The sequence below is a fragment of the Flavobacterium sp. AED genome (assembly GCF_000812945.1).
In the GTDB taxonomy this organism is placed as follows: Bacteria; Bacteroidota; Bacteroidia; order Flavobacteriales; family Flavobacteriaceae; genus Flavobacterium.
This window is the reverse complement of the sequence record NZ_JSYM01000001.1, coordinates 1,523,176-1,540,877: the sequence shown is the minus strand read 5'-3', so window position 1 is coordinate 1,540,877 and position 17,702 is coordinate 1,523,176. Positions and strand designations below refer to the sequence as shown.

The 17,702-nt window shown below is 32.3% G+C and carries 13 protein-coding genes; 6 read left to right on the top strand and 7 right to left on the bottom strand.

Going from position 1 to position 17,702, the window contains the following annotated elements:
* Positions 1–184: 184 nt before the first annotated feature.
* Positions 185–2,191, bottom strand: coding sequence for a glycoside hydrolase family 65 protein (locus tag OA85_RS06855; RefSeq protein WP_039108764.1), 2,007 nt, complete (start codon positions 2,189–2,191; stop codon positions 185–187).
* A 196-nt stretch (positions 2,192–2,387) separates the two neighbouring features.
* Here OA85_RS06855 and OA85_RS06850 point away from each other — a divergent pair, with 196 nt between their 5' ends.
* The 6 genes from OA85_RS06850 (at position 2,388) to OA85_RS06825 (ending at position 10,479) form a co-directional block, all read left to right on the top strand.
* Positions 2,388–3,983 carry a glycoside hydrolase family 32 protein gene (locus tag OA85_RS06850; protein WP_039108762.1) on the top strand — a complete coding sequence of 532 codons (1,596 nt, stop codon included), beginning with the start codon at positions 2,388–2,390 and terminating at the stop codon, positions 3,981–3,983.
* Positions 3,984–4,035: 52 nt separating this feature from the next.
* The gene (locus OA85_RS06845) at positions 4,036–5,367 is read left to right on the top strand and encodes a sugar porter family MFS transporter (RefSeq protein WP_039108760.1); all 1,332 of its coding nucleotides are present in this window, start codon (positions 4,036–4,038) and stop codon (positions 5,365–5,367) included.
* Positions 5,360–6,268 (top strand): carbohydrate kinase, encoded by a 909-nt coding sequence (locus OA85_RS06840; RefSeq protein ID WP_039108759.1) that lies wholly within the window; start codon positions 5,360–5,362, stop codon positions 6,266–6,268. Before OA85_RS06845 ends, OA85_RS06840 begins: the two co-directional genes overlap by 8 nt.
* Before the next feature lie 36 nt (positions 6,269–6,304).
* Positions 6,305–8,050, top strand: coding sequence for an alpha-glucosidase (locus tag OA85_RS06835; protein ID WP_039108756.1), 1,746 nt, complete (start codon positions 6,305–6,307; stop codon positions 8,048–8,050).
* A 132-nt stretch (positions 8,051–8,182) separates the two neighbouring features.
* On the top strand, positions 8,183–9,202 hold the full coding sequence (locus OA85_RS06830; RefSeq protein WP_039108754.1) for a LacI family DNA-binding transcriptional regulator: 1,020 nt from the start codon (positions 8,183–8,185) through the stop codon (positions 9,200–9,202).
* Positions 9,203–9,441: 239 nt separating this feature from the next.
* Entirely contained in the window at positions 9,442–10,479 is a 1,038-nt protein-coding gene (locus OA85_RS06825; RefSeq protein ID WP_039108752.1) for a LacI family DNA-binding transcriptional regulator, read from the top strand.
* Between the two features lie 19 nt (positions 10,480–10,498).
* Here OA85_RS06825 and queG read toward each other — a convergent pair whose 3' ends face one another.
* The 6 genes from queG to OA85_RS06795 form a co-directional block, all read right to left on the bottom strand.
* The gene (gene queG, locus OA85_RS06820; RefSeq protein WP_039109425.1) at positions 10,499–11,419 is read right to left on the bottom strand and encodes a tRNA epoxyqueuosine(34) reductase QueG; all 921 of its coding nucleotides are present in this window, start codon (positions 11,417–11,419) and stop codon (positions 10,499–10,501) included.
* Positions 11,420–11,577: 158 nt separating this feature from the next.
* Positions 11,578–12,600 (bottom strand): Holliday junction branch migration DNA helicase RuvB, encoded by a 1,023-nt coding sequence (ruvB, locus tag OA85_RS06815; protein ID WP_039108750.1) that lies wholly within the window; start codon positions 12,598–12,600, stop codon positions 11,578–11,580.
* A 170-nt stretch (positions 12,601–12,770) separates the two neighbouring features.
* A complete protein-coding gene (locus OA85_RS06810) occupies positions 12,771–14,567 on the bottom strand; it encodes a cbb3-type cytochrome c oxidase subunit I (RefSeq protein ID WP_039108749.1) in 1,797 nt (598 codons plus the stop codon).
* Between the two features lie 31 nt (positions 14,568–14,598).
* Positions 14,599–15,753 carry a cytochrome c oxidase subunit II gene (locus OA85_RS06805; protein ID WP_039108747.1) on the bottom strand — a complete coding sequence of 385 codons (1,155 nt, stop codon included), beginning with the start codon at positions 15,751–15,753 and terminating at the stop codon, positions 14,599–14,601.
* 19 nt (positions 15,754–15,772) lie between these two features.
* Positions 15,773–17,125, bottom strand: coding sequence for a hypothetical protein (locus OA85_RS06800; RefSeq protein ID WP_039108745.1), 1,353 nt, complete (start codon positions 17,123–17,125; stop codon positions 15,773–15,775).
* Between the two features lie 27 nt (positions 17,126–17,152).
* Positions 17,153–17,701, bottom strand: coding sequence for a cytochrome c (locus OA85_RS06795; RefSeq protein WP_039108744.1), 549 nt, complete (start codon positions 17,699–17,701; stop codon positions 17,153–17,155).
* Position 17,702: the final 1 nt, after the last annotated feature.

The window sequence follows — 17,702 nt, the reverse complement described above, 5'->3', positions numbered from 1 at the left end:
GGCCTACTTAATTGAGATTCCCCCTTTTTTTGAGGAATTTATTTATGGCAATGATTTTATTTTAAAAGAGGTTATTAAGAAGGATTTTAAGCTATTTCCATAAAAAAGCCACGAATACACTTCTTTCAATTTCTTAAAAAGATCAAAAAGTGTAATCGTGGCAGGAAATTTTTGTTTTATGCTGTTATTCTATTGTAATTGTTTTGTTATCCATTCCCAAACCAATTATTTTTAATGACTTCCATTTTTTTGGAAGCAATCCTTTATTATATTTCAATCCATTATCAGTTTGCTCAACACCTCCAAAACCATAAATTACGGCTTGAAGCATCGCACCCGCTCCTGTTGCAAAATAAGGATTATTACTGTTTGCTGATTCAGAAAAAACACCAAAAGGAGGTCGACTATTTGGCAAATAGGATTTCACAAAATAACTATACGCTTTTTCCTTATCACCTAATCGAGCATACAAAACGGACAAAACCCCTGAAGCCATTGCCGGACCATCTTTTTTATCGATTTTTTCAGTGTAATATTCCAAATCTTTTTCAATTTGTGCTTTATCAGTAATAATATGTAACGGATATGCTAATAAATTTACATCGGCTTGTTTAATAATTTGTCCTTTATATCCTTTGTAATTCTGAGTAATTCCATTTTCGGTATGAATTACTAATTTTTCAGAAACTGCTACCCATTTCGGATCGATAGGTTCGTTTAAAATTGTAGCTGCCTTAATGGTGTTTTTTAATGATTCAATAGCTGAAGCATTTGTAAAAGCATTATCATCGACATGTTGTGCGTATTCATCTGCACCAACAACATTCAAAACAGAATAACTTCCATCCTGATTCTTAACTACTCGACTTACCCAGAAATCAGCCGTTTCTTTTAATACGCTCCATTCTTTCTTTAACCAAGACTTATCTTGTGTATAAGCGTAATAATTCCAAAACGCAATCGAAACATCAGCCGTAATATGTTGTTCGAAAATTCCCGTCAAAGCCCAAGTTGGCGTTGCTTCTTCTCCTGTATCATCAGACTCCCATGGATACATGGCCCCCTTATATCCATATATGGTAGCTTTCTGTTTTGCTTTTTGCAAACGGTCGGAACGATAATCTAAGCAAGATTTTGCCATATCAGGCTGCAAGGCTAAAAGCGTAGGATACATCCAAAGCTCGCTATCCCAAAAAATATGTCCATTATATCCTTGAGAAGACAATCCCATAGGCGCAACACTTTGTCTTGTTTCCGGACGTATATAGGAATACAAATTATACAAAGCGAATCTTACGCGTTGTTGCGCATCTAAATCTCCTTCTATTTGAATGTCTCCTGTATTCCATAATTCAGCCCAAGCTTCTTTATGACGATTCAATAAATTATCAATTCCTTGTTGCAATGCATATATAGGTTGTCTTTCGGATTCATTCAAAGGATCCGTAATATCTTTTGAAGTGCAAATCCCTCCGGCAATAGCAAATCGATATTTTTTCCCTTTTACTAATTTTTTAGAAAACCCAACTTCATTTCCAGTTTTCTTCAATGCTTCACTTTGCCCGTCAAAAAGAAAAGTTGTTGACGCTGAAACTGTATACTTACCCGTTAATGTTTTTGCAGTTGTTCCAAAAACCGGCATCAAATACTGATTATCTTTTAATACCCGAAACTGACTTTTTGCATCTTTCAATTCATCAGGGACAACCATATAATTATTAGCTGCTATTTCGATGTCTTTATTAGGAGTAATTTCAACAATTGCCATAGCAGAATATGGAACCGCTCTATTGGCTAAAATTGTATAATTAATACTTGCAAAATCTTTGAATGTAAATGAGGTTGTGCTAGTTCCTTCTTTCATGGAAACAACTTGACTCCAATTATCAATATTGTTCGATTTTATTTCTTGATTATTTATAATAAGGTGTAAGTTTAAAAATTCAATTCCTCTTACAATTCTACTTATTCCGTTTTCAGGACTACCATCATAAACTCCATTCAATAATATCTCTTTTGTTTTTAAAGGGGTGTCATCTGTAACAATTCCTATTTGACCATTTGCCATAGCAACTCCATAATAATTTTCTCTGGAGTTTGCATATAAATGCCATTGATCTGATTTTGTTTGTCCAAAAACAGCTTGACACACTAAAAACATTAAGAACAGGCTTTTAAAATTTGAAATCATAGTTATAATTTTTAATAATATTTTCAAACTTATATAATTAATTCGTTAAATAATTATATAATTCGATATAGTACATTGATTCTAAATCGAAAACGTTTTCGACTTACCGAAAACGTTTTTGATTATTACGAATTGAATAATTAAAAAAAAGAATTCTATTTTTATAGATATAATATAAAAATAAACCCTTTTTTAAATGAAGTTCACAAGTACTATTCCATTAATCTTATTTTTATTCGGGACTTCATTATTGTTGTTTTCTTGTAAAAAAGAAGAAAATAATGCTATCATTACGGTTAATTCTTCTGAAAAAACAGAAAGTGATTCTTCAAAAATATTCAAAGAACCTTTTCGACCGCAATTTCATTTTTCCCCAGAAAAAAAATGGATGAATGACCCTAATGGAATGGTATATTATAAAGGTATCTATCATCTGTTTTACCAATATTATCCAAATGACATTGTGTGGGGGCCTATGCATTGGGGACATGCTACGAGTACAGATTTAATTCATTGGAAACATAAAAAAATCGCTTTATTTCCTGATAAACTGGGGCTTATATTTTCAGGTAGTGCAGTAATAGACCAAAATAACAGTTCTAAATTAGGAACTAAGGAAAACCCGCCAATGGTCGCAATTTTTACCTACCACAATATGGAAGGAGAAAAAGCAGGAAAAACAAACTTTCAAACACAAGGGCTGGCTTACAGTTTAGACGAAGGAGACACTTGGTTAAAATACGAAGGAAATCCAATTATAGGAAACTCTGATTTAAAAGACTTTAGAGACCCCAAAGTTTTTTGGAATACCGCGACCAATCTTTGGAATTTAGTTTTAGTCGCTGGAGATCACGCCCAATTTTACACTTCAAAAAACCTAATAAATTGGACATTCGAAAGTGATTTTGGTAAAAATAATGGTGCTCATGGCGGTGTTTGGGAATGTCCAGATATTTTCAAATTAAAAGTAGCCAATTCAAATGAAGAAAAATGGGTATTACTTGTTAGCATTAATCCTGGCGCACCAAATGGGGGTTCAGGGACACAATATTTCATAGGAGATTTTGACGGAAAAACTTTTCGAACAGTCCAAAAAGAGACTAACTGGATTGATTATGGAACAGATAATTATGCAGGAGTAACTTATAATGATGCCCCAAATAACAGACGCCTCTTTATTGGCTGGATGAGTAACTGGCAATATGCACGAAATACACCGACAAAAAACTGGAGAAGTGCCATGACACTTCCAAGAGAACTTGCACTAGAAAAATTAAATAATAATTATATCCTAAAGAGTACTCCAGTTGAAGAACTAAACAAACAATTTACTACTGAACTATCTAAAGATTTGTTATCGCTAAATGCAAATCATACTCTCACAATAAATTACGACAATATAAATCAATCAAATATAAAGTTTGAAGCCTATTCAAAGAATTTAAAATTAGTATTTTCTAACGATGCAAAAGATTCTTTAGTAATTGATTATGATGCCAAACAAAAAACATTCTCTATAGACAGACGGCATTCCGGAATTGTAAATTTCGAAGCCAATTTTGGAAAAGAAATTCACAAGACTTCAACCCCAAATATTATTTCAAAAACTATAAACTATCATATAATTTTAGATTGGTCTTCGATAGAAATTTTTCTCAATGATGGCATTTACACATTCACTGAGCAAATTTTCCCAAAAAAGCCTTACAATAAACTTAGCATTCAATCTAATGAAAATCAAGAAATTAAAAACATAAAAATCTCAAAAATAAAAGGAATTTGGCAAAATTAGAAGCCTTTCGTCAAAATAAAAACAACTAAACTAACAACCAAAAACTATAAAAATGAATAACGTTCGAAATTGGTCTCTTACCGTAGCCGTAGCGGGATTTTTATTTGGCTTTGACACCGTGGTAATATCCGGTGCTAATCTACCAATAAAAGAATTATGGCATACCACACCATTATTTCATGGCATTTTTATCATGTCAATGGCATTATGGGGAACTGTTTTAGGTTCTTTATTAGGAGGGATTCCATGCGATAAATGGGGCAGAAAGAAAACATTATTTTGGATTGGAATCCTATTTTTAGTATCGGCTTTAGGTTCTGCTTTAGCGCCAAATCCCTATATTTTCTCTTTTTTTCGTTTTATAGGCGGAATAGGAGTTGGAGCTTCTTCAGTAGCAGCACCAATCTATATATCGGAGATTTCAACTCCAGAAAATAGAGGTAAATTAGGAACATTATTCCAATTCAATATCGTATTTGGAATCCTAATTGCATTTTTCTCTAATTATTTATTCGAAGGTTTTGCTGGAGCCAATGACTGGCGATGGATGATAGGAATCGTAGCAGTTCCTGCTTTGATCTATAGCATTGTCGTTTTACAAATTCCGGACAGTCCGCGCTGGTTAATCTTAAAAAAAAGAGATAATAAGGAAGGAATGAAAGTTCTTGAAATGATTTATAATAAAGAGGAGGCTTTAGAAAATTTCCATGAAATTAAAAAAGATTTAGTTGACTCAACGGTCAAAGAAACTATTTTTTCAAAAAGATACAAACTACCAATTATTTTAGCTTTTTTACTGGCTTTTTTCAATCAATTATCCGGAATCAATTTTATTTTATATTACGCTCCAGAGATATTGGAAATGGCAGGATTAGGTTCGAAAGAATCTTTGATGAATTCCATTTTAATTGGACTAACAAATCTAGTATTCACCATTGCGGGAATGCGATTAATAGATGTTTTGGGAAGAAAACAACTGATGATTATTGGCTCTTTAGGTTATATTATCAGTTTAGGCATGGTAGCTTTAGCTTTTTACAACAATATGGGACCAATTATATTAATGTCATCTATTATGCTATTTATAGCCTCTCATGCTATTGGACAAGGAGCTGTAATATGGGTTTTTATTTCCGAGATATTCCCTAATAATGTTCGTGCCAATGGACAATCCTTTGGCACAGGAATTCATTGGATTTTCGCGGCCTTAATAACTTTGGCCGGACCTGTAGTGATTGATATATTTAAAGAAAACCCTTGGCCTATATTTGCATTTTTTGCATTTATGATGGTATTACAATTAGTTTTTGTATTGTTTATGATGCCCGAAACCAAAGGATTATCACTCGAAGAATTAGAACATAAAATGCTTAAAAATGGATAACAGTAAAAAAGAACTCAGTATTGTATGTTTCGGAGAAGTATTATTTGATGTTTTCCCTAAACACAAAAAAATTGGTGGAGCACCTCTAAATGTTGCTCTTAGATTAGCTTCACTTGGTGTAAAAGCGCAAATAATAAGCCGTGTGGGTAATGATGAAATAGGTAGAGAAATGCTAGATTACATTAAAAAAAATGGCATTCCTACAAACAGTATTCAAATAGACGAAACCCTATCTACCGGAGAAGTGCTCGTTCAATTAAACGATAAAGGCTCTGCATCTTATACCATCAATTATCCTGTAGCTTGGGACAAAATTGAATGTAATCCCGAAGCCGAAAATACGGTAAAAAAAGCTGATGCATTTGTATTTGGAAGCCTTGTTTGCAGAGACTTAACTTCCTATCAAACTTTATTAGAGTTAATAAATTATGCCAAATATAAAATATTTGATGTGAATTTACGTACCCCTTTTTACACAAAAGAAATACTTATCAGTTTGATGTTACAATCTGATTTTATAAAGTTTAATGATGATGAATTATATGAAATAAGTGCTTTTCTAAACTCACCCTATCATTCCTTAGAGCAAAATATTCTTTTCATCGCCGAGCGCACCAACACTAAACATATTTGTGTAACCAAAGGAAGCCATGGAGCTGTTTTGTTTTATAATGAAAAAATGTACTACAACAGTGGTTACAAAATTGATGTAGTCGATACTGTAGGTTCAGGAGACTCCTTCTTAGCCTCTTTATTAAGCAAGTTATTAACCACAAACGAACCTCAAAAAGCAATTGATTTTGCTTGTGCCATGGGAGCTTTAGTAGCAAAAAATACGGGTGCAAATCCAAAAATAGCTATTAAGGAAATTGATGATTTTATGAATCCCACAAAAAAATAATTCTAAATAATCGAGATACCATTAATACAAACAACCATGAAACCTATTTTTTCTTTATGCTTATTTTCTGCTCTGATGCTGTTTTCATCTGAGAGCACATTAGCACAAAATATATCAGTAAAAACAACTCCAAAAAATGACTCCAAATGGTGGAAAGAAGCCGTAGTCTACCAAATATATCCTAGAAGTTTCAAGGATAGCGATGGTGACGGAGTTGGCGATTTAAAAGGGATTATATCTAAATTAGATTATGTAAAAAGTCTAGGAGTAGATGCTGTTTGGCTTAATCCAATTTACACTTCACCCAATGATGATAATGGCTATGACATTAGCAATTATCGTGAAATCATGAAGGATTTTGGAACTATGGCCGATTTTGATCTTTTGTTAAAGGAAATGCACAAACGCGGTATTAAACTTATCATGGATTTAGTGGTGAATCACAGTAGCGACGAGCATGAATGGTTCAAACAATCCAGAAGTTCCAGAGATAATAAATACAGAGATTACTACCATTGGTGGCCAGCCGAAAAAGGAAAACCACCTTATAGATGGAGCTTTTTTGATGTGAACAGTGATGCTTGGAAATATGATGCGCAAACAGATTCCTATTACCTTCATTATTTTTCCCAAAAACAACCCGATTTAAACTGGGAAAATCCAAAAGTAAGAAATGAAGTTTATGATATTATGAAGTTTTGGTTAGACAAAGGTATTGATGGCTTTAGAATGGACGCTTTCCAATTTGCTTCTAAAGACACCACTTGGCCAGAATTACCAAAAGGATATGAAAAAAATATCATAAAATATTATGGTGTAGGACCTCATTTACACGACTATTTACAAGAAATGAATAGAGAAGTTTTTAGCAAGTATGATATCATGACAGTTGCTGAAGGCGCAGGGAGTTCACCTGAAGATGCTATGCTATTTGTAGATCCCGATCGAAAAGAATTAAACATGGCGTATCATTTTGAAAGTGTTGATATTGGCAAACATTTAAAAGATTTTGGCCTTGTAAAATACAAAGATATTTTTTCTCGATACGACCAAGCATTCAAAGATAAAGGGTGGCTTGCTATATTCTTAGCCAATCACGATCAACCTAGAATGGTCAGTAAATTTGGTAATGACACTCCAAAATTTAGAGCTATTTCTTCAAAAATGCTTTCTACTTTTATAATGACCATGAGAGGAACTCCATATTACTATTATGGAGATGAATTAGGAATGGACAACATTCGTTTCAATTCTATTGATGATTATCATGATGTGGATACCCGTAACAAATACATTGGTTTAAAAAATAAGGGCGGTGATTTGAATGCATTTTTAGAAGGACAAAAACAAACGTCCAGAGAAAACGGAAGAACTCCATTTCAATGGAATACAACTCAAAATGCAGGTTTTACTACAGGAACACCCTGGCTGAAGGTAAACACAAATTATAAGACCTTGAATGCCGAAGCGCAAGAAAAAGATCCAAATTCAGTATTGAATTATTTTAGAAAATTAGTCCAATTACGCAAAAAAGAATCAACACTTGTTTATGGAAAATATACGCTATTAGACAGAGAAAATCCAAATGTATATGCCTATACACGAGAATTAGATGGTAAAAAATTATTAGTGCTATTAAATTTTACTGATAAAGATAGCCCGTACAAAATAGGAATTTCAACTGCTAAATCTAAAATTATTTTAGACAACTACACTGGAACTAAAAAACTAAAAAGCAATATTTTAAGACCTTACGAAGCTATTATAATGGAAATCAAATAATAATAAAAACATATAAAATCAGTAATTTCAAATTAAACTGTTTCTTGAAAATTGAATTACAATAAATTAATTGTAATTTCGTTTTCAAGAAGCAGTTTTTTATTCGGCTTTTACTATTTAGAGTAATGAAATATGAATAACACCACTCTCAAACAAATTGCCTCCCAATTAGGAATTTCTATAACAACCGTTTCAAAGGCTTTGAAAGGCTATTCAGATGTAAGTGAAAAGACAAAAAAAGCAGTTATAGAGTTAGCTAATAAACTAAATTATACTCCAAACAGTTTTGCAGTAAACTTAAGAACAAAAGAGTCAAAAACAATTGGTTTGATTATCCCTACGCTAGTTCATGATTTTTTTTCAAATGTAATTCAAGGAATTCTTGAAGAAGCTGAGAAGAGAGATTACTTGGTTATTATTTTACAATCAAATGAAAAATTAGAATTTGAAAAAAAACAAATTGAACTTTTATTAAATAAAAGAGTTGATGGAATCCTAATATCCTTATCAAATGAGACTGGCGAATTTGAACATTTAAAGACCATACTCTCTCATAATACACCATTAGTACTTTTTGATAAAATTGCAAAACTTGTCAACTGTTCTAAAGTAACTATTAATGATAGAAAAGCAGCTTATGATGCTGTTAGCTATCTTATAAAAAAAGGATATAAAAAAATCGCTCATTTTAGAGGATCCTATTTACCACAAAATTCCATAGACCGTTTTTTGGGCTACAAAAAAGCTTTAGAAGACAATAACATTATCTATGACCCCTCTTTGGTTTATGTGTGTGATAACAACATGGATTTTGAAAATGGTTATGAAAATGCAAAAAAAGTAGTTACTGAGCACCCAGAAATCGATGCAATTTTTGCGGTTACTGATTTAGTTGCAATTGGAATCATCAAATATTTCAATGAAGTAGGCATTGCAATTCCACAAAAAATAGCCGTTTTAGGATTTAGCAATTGGTTTATGTCTAGTGTAATGAGTCCTAAACTTTCAACTGTAGACCAACCTGGATTTGAAATTGGAAGAAAATCAGCCTCAATTTTATTTGATGAAATTAATTTAAAAAAGAATAATTCACCTGTTATTTTTCAATCAATTGAATTAGAAACTAGCATAATAGAAAGAGATTCAACTTAATAAGTAGCCTTTTTTAATATAATAATAATCATCCTATTTTTAATTTAACTAATCCATATTAATTTGTTTATTTTGATAAAAACTTCAGAAATAAGATAAAAATTAATATCTTGGTGAAGAATATTTGAAGTTATAATACTTTTTCATAAACATGAAACAAGGTAAAACCCATCGAACTTTAAAGGGAAACCGTTTCTGAGAAATATTTTTCTAAAATTAAATAAGTAGAAATACGATTCATGAAAGACATCACTCTTAAAGAAATTGCAACTAAACTAGGAATTTCAATAACAACAGTTTCAAAAGCTTTAAAAAATTATCCTGATGTTAGTGCAAAAACTAAACAAGCAGTAATTGATCTTGCCCAAAATCTACATTATACCCCTAATAGTTTTGCTGTAAATTTAAGAACAAAAGAATCTAAAACTATTGGATTAATTATTCCTGAAGTTGTACATCATTTTTTTTCGAATGTAGTAAATGCAATTATTGATGAAGCAGAGAAAAATGGCTATTTAGTTATTATATTACAATCAAATGAGTCATTGGCCTTAGAGAAAAAACAAGTAGAACTATTGATTAAAAAAAGAGTCGATGGAATTATCATTTCACTTTCTAATGAATCGAATAATGATGATCATTTAAAAGAAATAATCACCCGGAACATTCCTTTTGTAATGTTTGATAAAATCAACAAATTAATTTCTTGTTCTAAAGTAATTATTGATGATCAAAAAGCAGCATTTAATGCTGTTCAACATTTAATAGATAATAATTGCAAAAAAATTGTTCATATTCGTGGGCCATTAAATCCTCAAAATTCAATTGACCGTTATATAGGATATAAAAAAGCATTAGAAAAAAACAACATTCCTTTTGACACTAAATTAGTCTATACTTGTGAAACTGTAAACTTTCAAGAAGGAGTAGATTTTGCAAAACAAATAATAAAAGACCATCCTGATGTTGATGGAATATTTGCAGTTACTGATTTGGTTGCTGTTGGTGTTTTATCTTATTTTAATGACAACAAAATTAAAGTTCCGGATCAAGTAGCGGTAATTGGCTTCAGCAATTGGTTTATGTCGCAAGTACTTACGCCTAAATTAAGCACTATAGACCAGCCTAGTCATGAGATGGGAATTGAGTCTTTCAACTTATTATTGGAAGAAATGAATTGTCATAAAGACGGAATTCCTTTTAAACCAAGAACAATTGAATTGGACACTAATATTATTATTAGAGAATCTTCTATAAAAAACAATCCGATTAATTAACCTGATCTAGGATCCAAAATTATTCTAAAAAATCAATATTTCTTTTTAATCCTTGGAACTTTGCCCTTTTTAGAGGCGAATTTTTAAACACAACTTTAAATGTTTCTTCCGTAATTTCTCTCCAATCTTTTTTGGACATAGAAAGTAATTCTGGATTTGGATTAAATAAAGGTTCTTTATGTGCTTTTGAAAACTTATTCCATGGGCAAACGTCCTGACAGACATCACATCCAAAAGCCCAATCATCAAAGCTGCCTTTCATTTCATGAGGAATATTCTCTTTTAGTTCTATAGTAAAATAAGAGATACATTTACTTCCATCTACAATATACGGTGCTACAATAGCTTCAGTGGGACAAGCGTCAATACAAGCAGTACAGGTTCCGCAATGATCTGAAGTTGAATTATCATATTCTAAATCTAAATCAATAATGAGTTCTGCTATGAAGTAAAAGGAACCTACTTTTTGAGTCAGCAAATTGCTGTTTTTACCTATCCAGCCTAAACCACTTTTTGCAGCCCAAGCTTTATCCAATACAGGCGCTGAATCAACAAATGCACGCCCTGAAACCTCACCAATAGTTGATTGAATAGAAAATAAAAACTCCTGAAGCTTTTCTTTAATGACAAAATGATAATCTTGTCCATAAGCATATTTAGAAATTTTGTACGAATCTGGATTTTGAAGTTTTTCTGGATAATAATTTAATAAAAGAGAAATCACACTTTTCGCATCATCAACAAGCAATGTTGGATTAAGACGTTTGTCGAAATGATTTTCCATAAACGACATCTTACCATTCCTATTTTTATTTAACCAATTTTCTAAGCGAGGAGCTTCTTCTTCTAAGAACTGAGCTTTGGAAATGCCGCAAGCCAAAAATCCAAGGCGTTTTGCTTCGGATTTAATGAACTCTGTATATTTAGATTTTTGAACTATGACTAAAAAAGTTAAAATTGGCAATTAAATACCAGCCCTGATTACTTCACTTAGCTTCAATTTTTATAGGAGTTCAGTGAACTTCGTTTGAAGCGATATCCTATCACGTTTTTTCACGAGATAGATTTAGACGAATAGTAGGAAATAGCTCCATGAAATTAAAACAAACCGCCTTGAATATTGGTGTTTAATTTACCCAAATGTTTATAGGCTTTGTCAGTGACTTCTCTTCCTCTTGGCGTTCTCATAATGAAACCCTCTTGGATAAGAAATGGCTCATAAACCTCTTCTATAGTTTCACTACTTTCGGATACGGCTGTCGCCAAAGTTGACAAACCTACGGGACCACCTTTGAACTTTTCAATAATTGTAGTAAGTATTTTATTGTCCATTTCATCTAGACCATGAGCATCTACATTAAGTGCTTTTAGTGCATAACGAGCAATTTCAATATCTATTTTACCATTTCCTTTTATTTGTGCAAAATCACGAACACGACGCAATAAAGCATTAGCGATTCGAGGAGTTCCTCTGCTTCTACCCGCAATTTCGATTGCTGCTTCCATTGTGATAGGCATTTTAAAAATAGCGGCGCTTCTCTCCACGATTGTGGTTAATAACTCGGTAGTATAATATTGTAAGCGTGATGATATCCCAAAACGGGCTCTCATGGGCGCAGTTAATAGTCCCGAACGAGTTGTAGCACCGATTAAAGTAAATGGGTTCAGATTAATTTGTACTGTACGAGCATTTGGCCCAGATTCAATCATTATATCAATTTTGAAGTCTTCCATTGCTGAATATAAATATTCTTCAACTATGGGGCTTAAACGATGGATTTCATCAATGAACAATACATCTCTTTCTTCAAGATTTGTCAATAAACCGGCTAGATCTCCAGGCTTGTCTAAAACAGGTCCAGAAGTAATTTTTATTCCTACTTGAAGTTCATTGGCAAGAATATTAGCCAAAGTTGTCTTGCCTAAACCTGGAGGCCCATGAAAAAGGGTGTGATCAAGCGCTTCATTCCTTTGATTTGCAGCCTGAACAAAAACTTTTAAATTTTCTAATATTTGGTCTTGACCGGCAAAATCATCGAATGAAAGCGGCCTTAATCTTTTTTCAAGATCAAGCTCGTCTGCATTATAACCGTTTGTAGTTGGATCTAAATTCTCATTCATGAAACAAAGATAAAGAAAGTATTTAGTTTGGCAGAATTCCCTTTGAAGACTTTATAAAAATATTGATAATCATAACTATAAAAATAATTCAGCTAAACAACTAATTACTTAGTCACAAGCCATAAATAAAAAAGCCTCTACTTTATCAGTAGAGGCTTTTTTATTTATTTTTAATGATGAAGAACTTCTTCTCCTTCTTTCATTGGAACATTTTGAGGTACAAAATCCTCATCATGAGCAGGATTACTGTAATCATAAGGCCAACGGTGTACTTCAGGGATTTCTCCTGGCCAGTTCCCGTGAATATGCTCTACTGGTGCAGTCCATTCAAGTGTATTTGATTTCCAAGGATTTTGAACGGTTCTTTTACCGTAGAAAATACTACTGAAAAAGTTGTACAAGAAAACCAATTGAAAAGCTCCTCCAATTAATGCAAAAGTAGTTATAAGAACATTTACATTTTGTAAATCATCAAACAATGGAAAGTTAGTATTTGTATAGTAGCGTCTTGGTAAACCAGCTAATCCGATAAAGTGCATTGGAAAAAATACCCCATAAGCACAAACTGCAGTTACCCAAAAGTGAACATAACCTAAATTTTTATTAAGCATTCTTCCAAACATTTTTGGGAACCAGTGATAAATACCCGCAAACATACCATAAAGAGCAGATATACCCATTACTAAGTGGAAGTGAGCAACTACAAAATATGTATCATGGACATTAATATCCAAAGTACTGTCTCCTAGAATAATTCCAGTCAAACCACCTGTAATAAAAGTAGAAACCAAACCAATTGAAAACAACATAGCTGGATTCAATTGTAAATTTCCTTTCCAAAGTGTTGTAATATAATTAAACGCTTTTACTGCAGAAGGAATAGCAATCAACAAAGTTGTAAATGTAAATACAGATCCTAAGAATGGATTCATACCCGAGATAAACATATGGTGACCCCAAACGATTGTAGATAAAAATGCGATTGCTAAAATTGACATAATCATCGCTCTATAACCAAAAATTGGTTTACGAGAGTTAGTTGCAATAACTTCAGAAGTAATACCTAAAGCCGGTAATAAAACAATATATACTTCAGGATGTCCTAAGAACCAAAATAAGTGTTCAAACAATACTGGTGAACCTCCTTGGTAATGTAAAACTTCACCTGCTATATAAATATCAGACAAGAAGAATGATGTACCAAAACTTCTGTCAAAAATTAACAATAAAGCCGCTGATAATAATACTGGAAAAGAAACTATACCGATAATTGCAGTTACAAAGAAAGCCCAGATAGTAAGAGGCAATCTAGTCATTGACATCCCTTTAGTTCTAAGATTAATAACTGTAACTACGTAATTTAATGATCCCATTAATGAAGATGCGATAAATATAGCCATAGAAACTAACCAAAGTGTCATACCCATTCCAGAACCTGGAATAGCCTGTGGAAGCGCACTTAAAGGCGGATAAATAGTCCAACCAGCTGAAGCTGGTCCTGCTTCTACAAATAATGAACTAATCATGATTACACTTGATAAAAAGAACAACCAATAAGAAATCATATTCATAAAACCTGATGCCATATCTCGAGCACCAATTTGAAGAGGTATTAACAAGTTACTAAAGGTTCCGCTTAAACCTGCGGTAAGAACGAAGAAAACCATTATCGTTCCGTGAATAGTAACTAAAGCTAAATAAATATCATTAGCCATAACTCCGTTTGGAGCAAATTTATCACCAAGTAATATATTAAATATTTTAAATGATTGCTCTGGCCATGCCAATTGCATTCTAAAAAGCATAGACATACCTACACCAATTACTCCCATAATAATACCTGTCAACAAGTATTGTTTGGCAATCATTTTATGATCAATACTAAAGATATATTTAGTAATGAAAGTGTCTTTATGGTGATGTTCGTGTTCGTGATCGTGTCCGTGATCGTGACCTTCTGCTGACATATGTGTATACTTTAAATTTTTCTTAATAATATTATTTCATAGCTATTTTAGCAACAGCTGCAGTATCTTTAGTACTTGTAGAATCTTTCCCAGTTCCACCTTCTGCTGGAGCAGGAGTTTTAGAAGTTTTTACTTCCTGTACTAAAGTTGCTTTTTCGCTTAACCATTTTTTATACTCTTCAGGAGTATCAACTATAACTTTCATTTGCATGTTATAATGTGAAGCCCCACAAATTTTGTTACATAATAACAAATAATCAAATGTGTAAGGATCTAAAGCAGTTTCTCCATTTGCTACTAACTCTGCACTTTTCTTAGTTCTAATAGCATTAATATTGGCAACCTTCTCAATCATAAAAGGTAAATCTCTATATTCAGAAGTAGTGTATATTGGAGTAAAAGCGAATTCAGTAACCATACCTGGAACACAATTCATTTGAGCTCTAAAATAAGGCATATAAGCAGAGTGCAAAACATCCTGAGAACGCATTTTAAAATGTATTTTCTTTCCTTTAGGGATATGCAATTCAGAAACAACAATATCATCTTGAGAATAAGGATCTCCTAAATCAACACCAAGTGTATTAACACCTTCAATATACCTAACATTTGCTTTACCCAAAACATTATCATTTCCTGCATATCTAGCAGTCCATTTGAATTGTTGTGCGTATAACTCAATTACTACAGTATCATCTTCGTCATCAATAAACATAATGTTAGTCCATGCATAAAGACCATAAAGGATCAAACCTGCAAGTACAACCGCGGGAATAACACTCCAAATTGCTTCTAATTTATTATTATCAGCAAAATACAAAGCTTTTTGATCTTTTTTTCCTCTGTATTTAAAGGCAAAATAATGCAACAATACTTGAGTGATTGCCTGAACAATAAATATCAAAACCCAAGTGATATTCATAAGACTGTCTACAAGAGCACCATGTTCTGAAGCTGGTGTATGAAGCACTAAAGGTCCCCATTTAAACAATCCATAGATTGTGAAAATATAAATGAATGCCAAGAAACCAAACATTAAATAACCTTGAACATTATTATCATTATCCGTAGCCACTTGAGAACTGTCCGAATTAGAACCTACCTGAGTTAGGTCGAATATTTTCGTCAATTGCCATAAAGCAACAGCTAATAAAACTAAAACTATAATTACCAACAAACTTGTCATCTGTTTTTTTGTTTAAATATTAATAATGAAAATGTTTACTTTCTTCTATGTATGGATTTCTTTTAGGTAACAAAGGAGCTTTAGTTAATGCAGTAAAAACAACATAAATAAATAATCCAAGGAAGAAAAGAACAGAAGCAATTTCGGAAACACCAATAAACCATCTGTCCCCAACTGTACCAGGCATAATCATATTGAAGAAATCAATATAATGACCTAATAAGATTACTACTCCAGCCATAACTAAGATCCAAGTTATTCTTTTGAAATCAGTATTAACTAAAATCAAAATTGGAAATACAAAATTCATAACGACCGCACCGAAGAAAGGAAGATTATATAATTGAATTCTTGTTACAAAATAAGTTATCTCTTCAGGTATATTAGCATACCATATAAGCATAAATTGTGAAAACCATAAATAAGTCCAGAAAACACTTATTCCAAACATAAATTTAGCTAAATCATGAATGTGACTGGTATTAACATTTTCTAAAAATCCTCTAGATTTCAAATATAAAGTAACCATGGTAATCATAGTTATACCACTTACAAAGAAACTAGCAAAAACATACCATCCAAACAATGTACTAGACCAGTGTGGATCAATTGACATAATCCAATCCCAAGACATAATAGATTCTGTTACAATAAAGAAAACTAAAAATCCTGCTGATATATTAAAATTCTTTTTATAAGAAAGATTATCAGAAGCTGCGTCTTGATCAATACAATTTTTTCTTGAAAAATAACGATACAAATTCCAACCTGCTAGGAATATAGCTGCTCTAACTATCCAAAAAGGAAAATTTAAATATCCTGATTTATTAGCAATAATTTTATCATGGGCAACAACCTCTGGATCCAACCAAATAAACAAACTATTAGAAGGAAAAATATGTAGTCCACAAATAATAAGAATTACAAAAAATATAACCGATCCAACCGGAAGATATGCCGTAATACCTTGCATTACTCTAAATAAGACAGGAGACCAACCTGCTTGAGCTACTTGTTGTATAGCGTAAAATGCTAAAACACCCATAGCAATAAGCATGAAGAAAATACAAGCAACATATAATGCAGCCCATGGTTTATTTTGTAATTGTGTTAGAACATGAACAACATGTTCCTTGTGTTCAGCAGCTTCTTTAGCTTCATCAGATTTACTAATTTCTGTATGAGCTTCAGCTGAAGATTTTGAAACTTCATGCTTTGATTCCCCATGTCTTTCATGAGTTTCAGCAGCAAGTATCTTTTCAACTTCTTGAATATCTTTTGGTGCAGTTAAAAAACCATATCCAATTCCTAAAAGGCCAACAGCCATTAAGACAAGAGAAAATGTTTTTAATTTACTTGAAAATGTATACATATCTATTACGATCAGTTTGTTCAACAATTATAATTTAGCTTTCAGTTTTAAAACATAAGATGCTACTAACCAACGTTCGTGTTGATTCAACTGGTTCGCATAAGACCCCATTGAATTTAAACCGTAAGTTTGAACATGAAAAACACTTCCTTCAGTTATCACCCTATCTTTATAACTTGGTACACCAAGAAATTTTCCTTGGGTTACTAATTTACCTTTACCGTTTCCTTCATTACCATGACAGATACCACAATAAATTTCAAACAATTCTTTAGATTTCTCTTCGTCTTTAACCGATATTGAATCAAGCGGTGATTTTGAATTTAATTTGGCTAAATCATATCCAGCTGTAGAATTCTCATAATCATAAGGCTCAAAACCTCTATTTATTGTCCCTACTGGAGGAAGCTGACCTTCTTTACCGTTCTTAAATGCATTTGACTCTTCATAAGTTTCATAACTTACTGGCTCATACATATTAGGCATGTATTGGTAATTAGGCTTCGAATTATCATGACAAGACGAAACTAAAATAGTAATACAAATTACAAATGTTATTTTATATAGACTTTTCATA

What these genes read in the sequence shown, in the direction of transcription:
- OA85_RS06810 (WP_039108749.1), bottom strand. Translation starts at nt 14,567, where the DNA reads ATGTCAGCAGAAGGTCACGATCACGGACACGATCACGAACACGAACAT.
- OA85_RS06805 (WP_039108747.1), bottom strand. Translation starts at nt 15,753, where the DNA reads ATGACAAGTTTGTTGGTAATTATAGTTTTAGTTTTATTAGCTGTTGCT.
- ruvB (WP_039108750.1), bottom strand. Translation starts at nt 12,600, where the DNA reads ATGAATGAGAATTTAGATCCAACTACAAACGGTTATAATGCAGACGAG.
- OA85_RS06825 (WP_039108752.1), top strand. Translation starts at nt 9,442, where the DNA reads ATGAAAGACATCACTCTTAAAGAAATTGCAACTAAACTAGGAATTTCA.
- OA85_RS06800 (WP_039108745.1), bottom strand. Translation starts at nt 17,125, where the DNA reads ATGTATACATTTTCAAGTAAATTAAAAACATTTTCTCTTGTCTTAATG.
- OA85_RS06845 (WP_039108760.1), top strand. Translation starts at nt 4,036, where the DNA reads ATGAATAACGTTCGAAATTGGTCTCTTACCGTAGCCGTAGCGGGATTT.
- OA85_RS06840 (WP_039108759.1), top strand. Translation starts at nt 5,360, where the DNA reads ATGGATAACAGTAAAAAAGAACTCAGTATTGTATGTTTCGGAGAAGTA.
- OA85_RS06850 (WP_039108762.1), top strand. Translation starts at nt 2,388, where the DNA reads ATGAAGTTCACAAGTACTATTCCATTAATCTTATTTTTATTCGGGACT.
- OA85_RS06835 (WP_039108756.1), top strand. Translation starts at nt 6,305, where the DNA reads ATGAAACCTATTTTTTCTTTATGCTTATTTTCTGCTCTGATGCTGTTT.
- OA85_RS06795 (WP_039108744.1), bottom strand. Translation starts at nt 17,701, where the DNA reads ATGAAAAGTCTATATAAAATAACATTTGTAATTTGTATTACTATTTTA.
- OA85_RS06830 (WP_039108754.1), top strand. Translation starts at nt 8,183, where the DNA reads ATGAATAACACCACTCTCAAACAAATTGCCTCCCAATTAGGAATTTCT.
- OA85_RS06855 (WP_039108764.1), bottom strand. Translation starts at nt 2,191, where the DNA reads ATGATTTCAAATTTTAAAAGCCTGTTCTTAATGTTTTTAGTGTGTCAA.